Raw genomic sequence first — 12139 nt, forward strand, 5'->3', positions numbered from 1 at the left:
CCGGATTTCGCTCATCTTTCGCAATCGTCCCAAGTTCAGGCTGAGTGTCGGACGATAAAGAGGGGCGATGGGGGAAGCAGGGAGATGCGGGTGCGAGGGCGCCCCGGACTCCGCGTTGACGACCTACCGGGGATGGGCTATGGTGCCGCCGCTCGAAGGCCTCGTCCGATCCGACGTCGGGCATGGAGCCGCAAGCCGGGCAGGGAGGCCCAGGATGGCGACGATCTCGGAAGCGACCACGGTCCCGGAGACGGAGGCCGAGGCCCTGGCGTTCGCCCGCCGGGTCCTGCGGGACGAGGCCGCGGCGCTGGCCGGCGTCCGCGAGCGGCTCGACGGCTCGATCGTGCGGGCGGCCCGATTGGTCTACCAGTGCCAGGGGGGCGTGATCGTCACCGGCATGGGCAAGGCGGGCCTGGTGGGGCAGAAGACGGCCGCGACGTTCGCGTCGACCGGCACGCGGGCCTACCCGCTGCACCCCGGCGAGGCCGTCCACGGCGACATGGGGCGGATCCGCGACGGCGACGTCGTCGTCGCCTTCTCGCAGAGCGGCGAGACCGAGGAATTGCTGCGGATCCTGCCCTCGGTGCGGCGGATCGGCGCGCGGCTGGTCGCCGTCACCGAACGCGCGAGCAGCTCGCTGGGGCGGGCGGCCGACGTCTGCATCGCGATGGGCCCGATCGCCGAGGCCTGCCCGCTGGGCCTGGCCCCGTCGGCCAGCACGACGGCGATGATGGCCGTCGGCGACGCGCTCGCGCTGCTGGTCTCGCGGATGCGCGACTTCACCCCCGAGGACTTCGCGCTCAATCATCCGGCGGGGACGCTCGGGCGGCGGCTGACGCGGGTCGAGGACGTGATGCGTACCGGCCGCGACGTCCGCACGGCGACCCCCGGCGAGACCGTCCGCCAGGTGTTCGTCCGCCTGGCCGGGCCGCGGCGCCGCTCGGGCGCGGTGCTCGTCCGCGACGACCAGGACAGGCTGCTGGGCATCTTCACGGACAGCGACCTGGTGCGGCTCTTCGAGAAGCGCCGGGAGGCCGAGCTGGACCGGCCGATCGGCGAGGTCATGACCGCGAACCCGTTCCGCGCCACGGCGGGCGCGATGCTGGGCGAGGCGGTCGAGCTGATGAAGGGTCGCAAGATCAGCGAACTCCCCGTCGTCGACCGGGAGGGCCGGCTCCTGGGCCTGATCGACGTGACCGACCTGATCGGGACGTCCCCCGAGGACTTCGAGGAGTGACGCGCATGACGCCCCCGGCAAGCCGATCGGCCGCGATCCCGGCCGACCTCGAAGCGCGGTGCGCGGCGATCGAGCTGCTGGCGGTCGACGTCGACGGCGTCCTGACCGACGGCCGGATCATCGTCGACGACGCCGGCGTCGAGTCGAAGAACTTCTACGTCCGCGACGGCCTGGGCTTCGTGCTCTGGCACCGGGTCGGCAAGACGTCGGCCATCCTCTCGGGCCGCCGGGCCGCGGTCGTCGACCGCCGCGCCGCCGAGCTCAAAATCCACCGCGTCGTCCAGGGGATCGCCGACAAGGGCGAGGCGCTCCGCGCGTTGCTGGCCGAGACCGGCGCGGGGGCGGGGCAGGTGTGCTACGTCGGCGACGACCTGATCGACCTGCCGGCCCTGCGGGCCGTCGGCCTGGCGGCCTGCCCGGCCGACGCCGTCGACGAGGTCCGGGCCGCGGCCCACCTCACGACCCGCTCGACCGGCGGGAGCGGCGTGATCCGCGAGATCGTCGAGGTGATCTTGAAGGCTCAGGGGCTGTGGCACGTCGCTTGCGGTTCGTACCTTTCGCCGGCGACGTGAGCAGGCTTCGGCGGGTCCGCCCGCCCGCGCCGGGGGACGATCCCCCGGCACCAACGACCGGGCCGGTCCTCGAACGCGGGGGCCGGGTGACCGACGACCTTCCGGAATGTCGAGTCGATTCGTGCTCAAGAAACTCTCCAAGCTCGCGATGGTCTTCGGCCTGCTGACGGCGGCCCACCTGGCGTACGTCCGCGCGTTCGACCGCGCCGTCGCCGGGCTGCGGTCGGCCCGCGGCGGCGGCGAGCTGGCGTTCCAGGTGCACGACTCGAAGAGCAAGACGATGGTCAAGCGGGTCGCCGCCCAGGTCTTCGGGCCCGACCACTGGACCAACTCCGACGACCTGCTCCGATACGTCGCCCCCGACAAGGGGGTCATCCTCTTCGCCATGAACTTCTCGCGGCCCACCGAGCGCGACGGCGTCCGGTTCGACGGCAAGCGGATCGAGGTCGATCCGGCGGCCGTCGTTTTGCGTTCCCCCAAGGGGGGGAGCACCCGGACGATGACCAGCAAGAACGCCGTCATCGACTTCAACCAGCCGTTCGGCCTGAACGTCAAGGCCGACGCCGAGCCCCTGACCGTCAAGCGGGCCCGCCTCGAGCGCGACGTCATGATCCGCGACGACCGCGGCACGCCCGACGACCCGTCCGACGACCTGGTCGCCGGCCCGTTGACCAACGTCGAGTACGTCGACGACGGCGTCAACCCGGTCATCCGCACCGACTCCGACGTCGTCCTCGTCGACCGCAACCTCCGCGTCACCGGCACCGGGATGGAGATCCAGCTCCGCCCCAAGATCCACGGCGCGAGCAAGGGGAGCGGCTTCGACGGCGCCCAGCGGCTGACCCTCTTCAAGAACATCCGCGTCACGTTCCTCGACGTCGGCAGCACCGGCATGATGCCCGACCTCGACGCCCAGCCGGCTTCCGGCGCGACGGCCAAGGCCAGGACCAAGGCCGGGGCGAAGCCCAGGCCGAAGGACCCCGCCGACGCGATCCCGCTCGACGTCCAGTGCGCCGGGCCCCTGATCGTCGAGCTGCCGCGCAGCCCCGCCGCGCCCTCGGTCGGGCCCCCCGAGCCCGCCGCGCCGACGTACGTGGAGTTCCGCAGCAACGTCGTCGTCCGCCGCGGCAAGCTCACCGAGCTGCCCGACCAGATCGACTGCGACACCCTCCACCTCACGCTCCTCCCCGACGAGAAGAAGAAGCCGGTCGTCGTCGCCGAGGCCGAGGCCGGGGCCGCGACGGCCGCCGAGGGCGGGGAGCCGCAGGAGGCCCAGGCGAAGGGCGGGGCGTTCGGCGGCCTGACGCTGCGGCGGCTCAAGGCGAGCGGCCACGTCGTCTGGGTCCAGTCGCCGACGAAGGGGGTCAAGATCCGCTGCGTGGAGCTGCTCCACTACAAGGATCCGGCGGCCGGCAAGAACACCACCGTCTTCAACGGCGGCGGCCTCAAAAAGCTCTGGTTCGAGAAGCGCGACGTCGCCGCGGCCGGCGTCGAGCCCGCCGCGTCCCAGTCGGTCACGCACGTCTGGTGCACGGACGCCACGCTCACCGACGACGGCGACATGGGCCGCGCGGCGCTCGTCGCCAACGGCCCGGGGCTGCTGGAGACCCGTCCGTCCCCCGGCGCCGCCGCCCCCCCGCACGACGTCCCCCCCGCCCGCACGGCCGTCTGGCGGGACCAGCTCTGGCTCCAGAACGAGATCGCCGAGGACGGCCGCACGCCGGGCAAGGTGCTGGTCCTCAAGGGCTCCCCGCGCGTCGAGGACCGGAACCAGAAGTCGTCGCTCGAGGCCGCCGACCGCATCGTGGTCTGGCTGAACCCGACCGAGAAGGCCCCCGCGCTCACGGCCGACGGCCGCGAGGTCGTCCCCACCGCCTTCTTCCAGCCCGACCCCGCCGCGGCGGCCGCGCCCAAGGAGGCCCTCCCCAGCATTCGCCGGCTGCTGGCCGTGCAGGACGTCCACCTCGTCGACCCGACCCGCGACCTCCGCCTGCGGGAGCGCCTGGACGTCGACTTCGAGGCCGGGACCGTCGCCGCCTCGCCGCCGATCACGAACCCCAACCCGGTCGCCAAGCAGGCCGACCCGGCTCCGACGCCCGAGCCGGCGCCCGCCGCGAACGGCGAGGCCGTGCCCGACCTGACGCCGGTCCCCGGCCAGGCCGCGGCCGAGAAGCCCGCCGGCCCGAAGATGACCGCCCGCGCCGACCGCGCCCAGGCCGTGGTGATCGTCGGGGCGAAGTCGGCGGCCCGGGCCGGCGCCGCGACCCCGGCGAAGACCGGCGAGGAGCCGGCCTACGAGCTTCGCGACGTCGAGATGCGCGGCGACGTCCAGCTCCACCAGGACCCCGGGGAGGGCAAGAAGGTCGGCACCGACGCCACGGGCGAGGTCCTCGTCCTCCGCACCGAGGCCAAGGGCCAGGTCGTCTTCGACCTCTACCACCACGACCAGCACTCGGCCAAGGGCCGGATGGTCGACGCCCGCAAGGCCCCCAAGGCCCGCGTCACCACCGACACGATGACGATCGAGGCCGACACCATCGGCGTCGACCAGAAGGCCGACCAGGCGTGGGCCTACGGCGAAGGCAAGCTCATCCAGCTCACCGACCGCGGCCTGTTCACCGACCGCCCCGCCGACGCGCCGAAGGACGGCGAAGCGCCCGAGGCCGCCGTGGTGAAGATCCGCAAGCGCGGCGGCAAGACGCTCTCGGAGAAGGTCCCCATCGTCATCACCTGGAAGAAGATGATGACCTTCGAGGGGGTCTCGCAGGACCCGCTCAAGCGGCCCGCGGCCAAGATCAAGTTCATCGGCGGCGCCCATGCCCAGATGGAGGACGCCCTCCTGCACGGCGAGGAATCGCTGACCGCCTACACCGACAAGCCGATCCCGCTCGTCGACGCCGGCAAGTTCTCGACCCCGGCCAAGCCCAAGGACCCGAACGCCGAGGCCGGGGCCGAAGAGCCGGAGCCGCGGGCCGACCTGTCCATGCTGGAAGTCCGGGGCACCAAGGAGATCGCGGCCCTGGCGGTCTCGCGGAAGGTCCATCCCGATCGCCCGGTGCTGCTCAGCCAGCAGCGCCTGGAGGCCGGCATGCTCATCTACGACCGCCGCACCGGGACGTTCAAGGCGCCCGGCCCCGGCGAGGTCTTCCTCTACGACCGCAACGCCGACCCGACCAAGGCCCAGAACCCGGACGCCGACGCGGCCGTCGCCGCGGGGCCCGTCGTCCGCCCCACCGCGTTCGATCCCGGCCAGGACGAACCCGGCGGCTCGAAGCCGAAGCTCGCCGCCAATCCCGACGCCCCCCGTCGCGCCGGGGCGGCCGGGGCCAAGCCCGCGCTCGCGCCCCTGGTGCTGACCCAGATCAAGTTCGTCCGCGAGATGCGGGGCCGGTTCGGCTCCGGCAAGCAGGACGACGTCGACGAGCAGCGCTGGGCCGAGTTCTTCGGCGCCGTCGAGACGGCCCGCGGCACCGTCGCCAACGAGGCGGTCCGATTCGACTTCGACCGCCTGCCTCCCGAGGCCTACTTCATGACCTCGGAGATGCTCCGGGTCATCAACGAGCCGCCGCCGCCGGGCGCCGCGAAGACCGCGAACGGGCGGAACTTCCTCAAGGCGTGGGATAACGCCTACGTCAAGGCCCGCGACACCGCCCTGCAGGCCGACGTCATCACCTACGACTCGCTCAACGACCTGGTCTTCGCCAACGGCCTCAACGGCCAGCCGGTGCAGATCGTCCGCCAGAACGCCCCCGGCCAGACCATGTCGCCGGGCCGCGCCCAGGCCGTCCGGTTCAACCCCAAGTCGGGCGCCGCCGACCTCGTCGGCCCCGAGGTCTGGGCCCTCGTGGACAACGAGACCGGCGTCCGGCCCGGCATCGTCAAGCCCTACGATCCCAACCCCAAGGCCGGCCCGAAGCCCAAGAAGCCCCCCGTCCGCATGCAGACCAACCCGGCCGAGCGCAAGGGCTTCACCGGACGTTGATCCGCCGCGGGGCCGTCCGGCTCACGCGCCCGGATAGCGGAAGTGCCAGCCTTCGATGGCCCGGACGGCGTTCAGGTCCTCGCGGGTGAAGCCGTAGCGGGCGAACCACGGCGAGCCGTGGGCGCGGACCTGGGCGTCGACGTCGACGAGGCGCCGGCGTGCCACGTCGGTCAGGAACGAGGCGCGGGCGGGGGCGTCGGCCTGCTGGAAGTATTCCTTCCAGAAAGCCCGGCCGCCCAGCACGCCCGAGGCCCCGGCGCGCAGGGCCATCTCGACCTGTTCGAGGTACTGGTCGTAGTCCACGCCGGCCGAGAGCAGCACCCAGGGCCGTTCGGCGACGGCGTCGAGCGCCTGCAGGTTGTCCTCGAGCTGCTGGTCGCTCTCGCGGTCGAGCGTGCCGGGGAACTCGGCCTTGTAGACGTCGCAGTACCGGCTCAGCATCCGCGCCGTCTCGATCACCGTCTCGGCCTTGCGGTCCAGGAACGAGGCGTCCTGCTTGGTCTCGCCGTCGAGCGGGAAGGCGACGGCCTCCAGGAGCAGCAGCAGGTCGTGCCGCTTGCACTCCTCGTAGACCCGCTCCACCAGCGCGAAGTTGGCGTCGGCCGACTCGGGCTCGGTGGGCTCGAACTGGGCCAGGAACTTGATCCCGTCGGCCCCCATCCGCTTGGCCTTCTCCACGCCCCAGCCCGGCTCGATCGTCGCCAGCGGCGCGCCCTTCTTGCTCATCTCGTATTTCGTCCGCTCCAGGCGCAGGAGCAGGCCGACGTGGGGCGGGATCGTCCCCGAGGCCACCGCCGACCACGCGCCGTAGTACGGGTCGATCAGCACGGCCGAGGCCGCCGTCGCGAGCCCCCGCATCAGGTCGAGCTTGGCCTCGACGACCTCCTCATAGGTCGCGCCGCGGTCCTCCCCGGCGCGCCGGAGGGCCTTGCCGGCCATGTCGACGACCGAGTTGTTCTGGTCGAGCGCCAGCATCGTGAGCGTGCCGTCGGGGTTGCTGATCCGCTGCAGGCCCCGGAGCTTGCCCGGCGTCAGCCCCTTCGACGCCAGCACGAACGCCCCTTGCTTCTTCGATCCGTCCCCGAACGTCATGGCCCGCCTTCTTCCCGGTTCGTCGCCGCGTCTCCGACCGGGCCGCGCGACCCGGCGCGACCCCTATCGCCCCGATTCTAACCGATCGGCCCCCGCCCGGGGACCGGGCCCGGCCGCCCCCCGGCCGCGAGCGGCCGGACGCGCTCCCCGCGCCCGCCGAATGCGCGGTCGATTTGACAGGGCCGCGACCGTGTCCTTTGTTCCTCACGGTCGATGCCGCAGACCGGCCTCGAAACGTCGCCCCTCGCGCAGGCGTTCCCACCCCACGGATTCGACGTCGCGTCCGTGGCGCGATCCGGACGTCCCCGATCCCCTCCCAGGAAGAGTCGCCGACATGAGCCCCCTCAACAGACTCGCCGCGACGTTGCGGACCCTTTACGGCGACGAGGACCGGAGGCTCGCGAGGCGCTCGCCGCGGCCCCGACGCGCGAACCGGCCCTCGCCGGCCGCCGTCCCGGAACGGCTCGAGGACCGCACCCTGATGACCGCGCACGCGTCGCCTTCCCCGGCGCGCGCGGCCACCGATCCCGCGACCATCCAGAAGCTCGCGGCGGCCGCCTACGTGTGGGGCCTCGCCCCCGAGTTCCTCCAGCGGTTCTCGACGTACAACACGACCCTCGGCGCCCCGTTCAACGCGCTCGAGTACGTGTCGCAGCCCGCGGCCTGGAACGACGCGGCCACCAACGCGGGCGACGCTTCGGTGCTGTACATCAACGGCTTCACCGACTTCACCAAGGCCCCCGCGCTGGTGCTCACCGTCCCGCCGTCCAGCAGCCAGTATTACGTCGTCAACTACCTGGACGACTACCTCAACACCGTCGGCAGCATCGGCACGCGGACGACGCCCTCCGACACGGCGACCTCGTACCTCCTCGTCGGCCCCAATTCGCCGTACGCCAAGTTCCGGACCGTCGACGTCCACGGCTATCGCTATCGGGTCATGGCGTCGGACACGAACGTCAACTGGATGCTCATCCGCGTCGCGACGAACACCCTGGCCGACGCCTCGGCCGCGGATTCGGTCCCCAACGTCTACAACAACGTCGTCAAGAAATTCGCCCTCAACACCCTGGCGCAGTTCGAAGCCAACGGCCATCAGCCGGTCTACCCGACGAGCTACGACACGCCCGCGCCGACCACCGAGGAGTTGATCAGGGCCGAGCCCTTCCGGAACACGCCGACGCAGGCCGTCGCGTTCTTCAACCAGCTCGGATCGTCGGTGAAGACCAGCCCGATCCCCGCGCGGAACGCCGGCCTGTCGGGCTCGGCGTTGAGTCGGCTGCCGGCCTGGGTCGTGCCCCAGTACGACGCCCGGCTACGCTACCTCGCCCCCTCCTACGGCCAGCAGGCCGTCCTGCGCGCGTTCGCCCCCCTGGGCCTCACCGCCAACGGCTACCGGATCCCCAGGAACTGGGGCAAGGCGCAGCTCCAGGCCTTGCAGGCGGGGTATGAGCAGGGCCAGCAGGATCTGGACTCGTTCATCTCGCAGGGCACGACGTCCGCCGGCACCAACTACTGGACGATCCTGAACACCATCATCGGCACCTATCCCAACGACAAGCGGGGATACGAGATCCGCTCGGCGATCGTGCTCAACGGCGGCTCCGCCAACGTCCCGCTCGACGCGGTCTACCCGAGCATGAACAAGTACCTGGGCACGACGCAGCTGGACGGCAACAACACCTACTCGATCACCTTCACCCCGCCCGCCGCCTCCGCCGGGACCCTGCCGGCCGACGGCATCTACCCGCCGCTGGTCACGGACGCCCAGGGCGACCCCAGGGGCTTCTGGGCGATCACCCTGTACCAGCCCGACCCCTCGGAGGTCGCCGCCCCCTACCTGAGCCAGGCCGGCGTGCTGAACACGTCCTACTCGACCGCCGACACGGCCGTCGTCTCGGTGGATCCCGCGACGGACGTCATGACGGTGAGTGCACCCTCATGGGGCGTGATCCAGGCGAGCACGCCGCTCCTGTTCGGCTCGAACGCCGCGGCCTACGGCCTGAGCCCGAACACGGTGTATTACATCGCGAGCACGCCCACGACGAACGTCGACGCGACGACGGGGGCGACGACCTACTCCTTCACGGTGTCGCCGCAGTGGATCCAGACGCTGTCGTCCGCCGGCGTCCCCATCCAGTATTCGGGCGGCCCGGGGGCCATCGTCGACCTCCAGCAGGGCTCGGCGGCCGGCGCGCTCAGCTACGGCGTCGTCAAGCCGGTCGCCCAGCTCGGCTCGCCGCAGCTCGTCGACGGCCAGCTCGCCAAGAACGCCGACGGCTCCCTCACGATCTGGGTCGGCCCCACGCTGCCCGCCGGCGCCGCCGCCTCGAACTGGATCCCCACGCCGTCCACCGCCTACTTCAACACGCTCTACCCGGGGAAGACGGTGAGCACCGCCTTGCAGATCATCATGCGGATGTACTATCCGACGCCCGGCGACTCCGCCCCCTCGATCCTGCCCTACCGATCGGGGACCACGAAGCTGCCCGAGAGCTACATCCCGCCGTCCCTGGTGCAGATTAGCTGAACGGACTCACCACGAGCCGAGAGGGCGCGCAATCGAGCCGTCGCACCAGGCGGCCCGAGCTACTCCCTGTACCAGACCGTGACGGTGAAGAATCGCGAGTCTTCCGCGATGGAGACCACCTTTTCCGCCCCCACCGAGTTGATGAAGGCTTCCGCTTGCGCCCGAGCCCCTTCGGGGCCCTCCATGTTCTGCACCACGTTCCATTTCCAACGCATCGCCGATTGCAGAGTCTTGTGTTTCATCGTGAGCATGGTCGCCGATCCTCCGATGGTTGGTCTCAGGCGAGAGGCGGTCCACGAAGTTGCGGCGTCCGTCGGCTGCCACGGTGCGCCCCGAAGCGCGAGGCGTGGATGGCTTTCCGACGTCGTCGATATGCCGGGCTCCGATCATCCCTGCGGCGGGGGAGGTTTGCAATCCTGAGGCTCGGAGCTTGCCCTCCAGGCGAGATCGGGCGACCTCATGGAGATTGCGACGGCCCCGGCGCTTGACGGCGAGGCGCGGCGACGGTCCCCTGGGAGGTCGAGGGGCGCGACCGCCGCGCCCTCGGCGATTCTCTCAGGCTCCCGCGCGGACGCATCTCGCATGACAGCTCGAACGACCCTCGGCCTCCTGCTCATCGGCCCGATCGCGTTCCTCTCCGCCTGCGGGCCGGCCTCGGAGACGGGCGCCCCCGGCGCGGAGCCGGCGGCGGTGGAGCAGGTGGGGCAACTTTTGCGGATGTATCGCGAGAAGAACAGGCCGGTCCCGAAATCGTTGAAGGAGGCCGAAAAGTCGGGCTCGGCCCTGCCGAAGGCGCTGGAGGCGCTGCGATCCGGCGCGGTGGTGATCTTTTGGGGGCTGAACCTCGACGAGTACGGCGGGGCGTCGGTGATCGGCTACGAGAAGCAGACGCCGGAGCGGGGGGGCGTGGTCATCCTGGGCGACGGGGCCACGGCCGCGATGACGGCCGAGCAGTTTCGCGAGGCCCCCAAGCCGCCGGCGAGCCTGCTCGCCCCCTCGGGCGCGGCGGGCAAGGGCCGGCGATGACCGCGCGCGGGGGGCCACAATCGCGGCGGACGGCCGAGATCGCTCATTGCATCGCGGCCCGGCGGGCCCTATGATGAAGCCTTGTCCTGAACGTGTCCGGGGCCCCTTCCAAGGGCGGTCCTGGTCTCGGGACCGTGCGGCCGGACGGATCCCACGCCGGACGCAGCGAATCGCCCCCGGGCCCGCTCGACTGGGGCCGTCGTCCGGGGCGTGATGGATGAACTCCATCGCTCGCGCATCCCCAATTTTCCACGTGTCCGCGGACCGACGCCGGCCTCCGCCCCCAGAGAGGGATCGCCGCGACGCCCGCGCATCGGAGTGCCAGGAACATGGCGTCCGCGATCCACGACGCGCTCGGTAGCGAAGCCGACAACCTGCTCAACTACACCTGCAAGGCGATCCCCAAGGAATCCCTGCACCTCCCCGGCCCCGACTTCGTCGATCGCGTCTTCGTCCCCAGCGATCGCAACCTGCGGGTGCTCGGCAACCTCGCCTGGATGTTCAACGCCGGCCGCCTCGCCGGCACCGGCTACCTCTCGATCCTGCCCGTCGACCAGGGCATCGAGCACTCCGGCGGTGCCAGCTTCGCCAAGAACCCGGCGTATTTCGACCCCGAGAACATCGTCAAGCTCGCCCTCGACGGCGGCTGCAACGCCGTCGCCAGCACGTTCGGCGTGCTGGGCATGGTCGCCCGCAAGTACGCCCACAAGATCCCGTTCATGGTCAAGATCAACCACAACGAGCTCTTGACGTATCCGAACGTCGCCAACCAGATCATGTTCGGCAAGGTCGAAGAGGCCTACAACATGGGCGCGGCGGCGATCGGCGCCACGATCTACTTCGGCTCCGACAACAGCGGCCGGCAGATCGTCGAGGTCGCCGAGGCCTTCTACAGGGCCCACGAGCTGGGCATGGCGACCGTCCTCTGGTGCTACCTGCGGAACAACGCCTTCAAGACCGACAAGGATTATCACGTCTCCGCCGACCTCACCGGCCAGGCCAACCACCTGGGCGTGACGATCGAGGCCGACATCATCAAGCAGAAGCTGCCGGAGAACAACGGCGGCTTCAAGGCCCTGAACATGGGCGGCTCCAGCTACGGCAAGCTCGACGAGCGGATGTATACCGAGCTGAGCAGCGACAACCCGATCGACCTCTGCCGCTACCAGCTCGCCAACTGCTACATGGGCCGCGCCGGGCTGATCAACTCGGGCGGAGCCAGCGGCAAGAACGACTTCGCCGAGGCCGTGAGGACCGCCGTCGTCAACAAGCGGGCCGGCGGCACGGGCCTGATCTCGGGCCGCAAGGCCTTCCAGCGGCCGATGGCCGAGGGCGTCAAGCTGCTCAACGCCATCCAGGACGTCTACCTCGACAAGGCGATCACGATCGCCTGACGATCCCGAAAAAGTAAAGCGGATTCCGGCCCACGCCGATAACAAGGTTGTCGGCTGGGACGCCGAGCCGGTCAAGGACGACCGGACGACGAAGGCCCTCGCTCCGCGGTCGCCGCCAAGGATGGAAGCGCGACCCGAAGGCCGAAGGGCCAGGGAAGGCCCCGCCTCACGATATCTGCGTTTCATCCCGGACGCCCCGACGGCCCACCAGCCGCCCGGGGCGTCCGGCGTTTTCGAAGGCCGGGCCGGACCTCGACGTTATGCGTCCGGCCCCCCCTCCTGCGGCCCATGCTACGATCAGAGCAC

8 protein-coding genes are annotated in these 12139 nt (G+C 70.9%); 6 read left to right on the top strand and 2 right to left on the bottom strand.

Going from position 1 to position 12139, the window contains the following annotated elements; translation table 11 throughout:
- Positions 1-214: 214 nt before the first annotated feature.
- The 3 genes from PZE19_RS26830 to PZE19_RS26840 all read left to right on the top strand — a co-directional run bounded on the left by PZE19_RS26830 (position 215) and on the right by PZE19_RS26840 (position 5791).
- On the top strand, positions 215-1237 hold the full coding sequence (locus PZE19_RS26830; protein WP_277863673.1) for a KpsF/GutQ family sugar-phosphate isomerase: 1023 nt from the start codon (positions 215-217) through the stop codon (positions 1235-1237).
- Positions 1238-1242: 5 nt separating this feature from the next.
- Entirely contained in the window at positions 1243-1809 is a 567-nt protein-coding gene (locus PZE19_RS26835) for a KdsC family phosphatase (protein WP_277863674.1), read from the top strand.
- A gap of 106 nt (positions 1810-1915) precedes the next feature.
- Positions 1916-5791, top strand: coding sequence for a hypothetical protein (locus PZE19_RS26840; RefSeq protein WP_277863675.1), 3876 nt, complete (start codon positions 1916-1918; stop codon positions 5789-5791).
- 21 nt (positions 5792-5812) lie between these two features.
- Here PZE19_RS26840 and PZE19_RS26845 read toward each other — a convergent pair whose 3' ends face one another.
- Positions 5813-6883 (bottom strand): tagatose 1,6-diphosphate aldolase, encoded by a 1071-nt coding sequence (locus PZE19_RS26845; RefSeq protein ID WP_277863676.1) that lies wholly within the window; start codon positions 6881-6883, stop codon positions 5813-5815.
- 334 nt (positions 6884-7217) lie between these two features.
- On the opposite strand from PZE19_RS26845, the gene PZE19_RS26850 reads away from it, so the two are divergent.
- On the top strand, positions 7218-9413 hold the full coding sequence (locus PZE19_RS26850) for a DUF1254 domain-containing protein (protein WP_277863677.1): 2196 nt from the start codon (positions 7218-7220) through the stop codon (positions 9411-9413).
- Positions 9414-9472: 59 nt separating this feature from the next.
- On the opposite strand, the gene PZE19_RS26855 is transcribed toward PZE19_RS26850, so the two are convergent.
- On the bottom strand, positions 9473-9664 hold the full coding sequence (locus PZE19_RS26855) for a hypothetical protein (protein ID WP_277863678.1): 192 nt from the start codon (positions 9662-9664) through the stop codon (positions 9473-9475).
- Positions 9665-9995: 331 nt separating this feature from the next.
- Between PZE19_RS26855 and PZE19_RS26860 the strand changes: the two genes are divergently transcribed.
- Together PZE19_RS26860 and PZE19_RS26865 are read left to right on the top strand one after the other, a co-directional pair.
- Complete coding sequence (locus PZE19_RS26860; protein WP_277863679.1) at positions 9996-10439, top strand: hypothetical protein; 444 nt, start codon at positions 9996-9998, stop codon at positions 10437-10439.
- A 329-nt stretch (positions 10440-10768) separates the two neighbouring features.
- Positions 10769-11833 carry a class I fructose-bisphosphate aldolase gene (locus PZE19_RS26865; protein ID WP_277863680.1) on the top strand — a complete coding sequence of 355 codons (1065 nt, stop codon included), beginning with the start codon at positions 10769-10771 and terminating at the stop codon, positions 11831-11833.
- Positions 11834-12139: the final 306 nt, after the last annotated feature.

Source organism: Paludisphaera mucosa (assembly GCF_029589435.1).
In the GTDB taxonomy this organism is placed as follows: Bacteria; Planctomycetota; Planctomycetia; order Isosphaerales; family Isosphaeraceae; genus Paludisphaera; species Paludisphaera mucosa.

What these genes read in the sequence shown, in the direction of transcription:
- PZE19_RS26845 (WP_277863676.1), bottom strand. Translation starts at nt 6,883, where the DNA reads ATGACGTTCGGGGACGGATCGAAGAAGCAAGGGGCGTTCGTGCTGGCG.
- PZE19_RS26840 (WP_277863675.1), top strand. Translation starts at nt 1,916, where the DNA reads ATGTCGAGTCGATTCGTGCTCAAGAAACTCTCCAAGCTCGCGATGGTC.
- PZE19_RS26835 (WP_277863674.1), top strand. Translation starts at nt 1,243, where the DNA reads ATGACGCCCCCGGCAAGCCGATCGGCCGCGATCCCGGCCGACCTCGAA.
- PZE19_RS26855 (WP_277863678.1), bottom strand. Translation starts at nt 9,664, where the DNA reads ATGCTCACGATGAAACACAAGACTCTGCAATCGGCGATGCGTTGGAAA.
- PZE19_RS26830 (WP_277863673.1), top strand. Translation starts at nt 215, where the DNA reads ATGGCGACGATCTCGGAAGCGACCACGGTCCCGGAGACGGAGGCCGAG.
- PZE19_RS26865 (WP_277863680.1), top strand. Translation starts at nt 10,769, where the DNA reads ATGGCGTCCGCGATCCACGACGCGCTCGGTAGCGAAGCCGACAACCTG.
- PZE19_RS26850 (WP_277863677.1), top strand. Translation starts at nt 7,218, where the DNA reads ATGAGCCCCCTCAACAGACTCGCCGCGACGTTGCGGACCCTTTACGGC.
- PZE19_RS26860 (WP_277863679.1), top strand. Translation starts at nt 9,996, where the DNA reads ATGACAGCTCGAACGACCCTCGGCCTCCTGCTCATCGGCCCGATCGCG.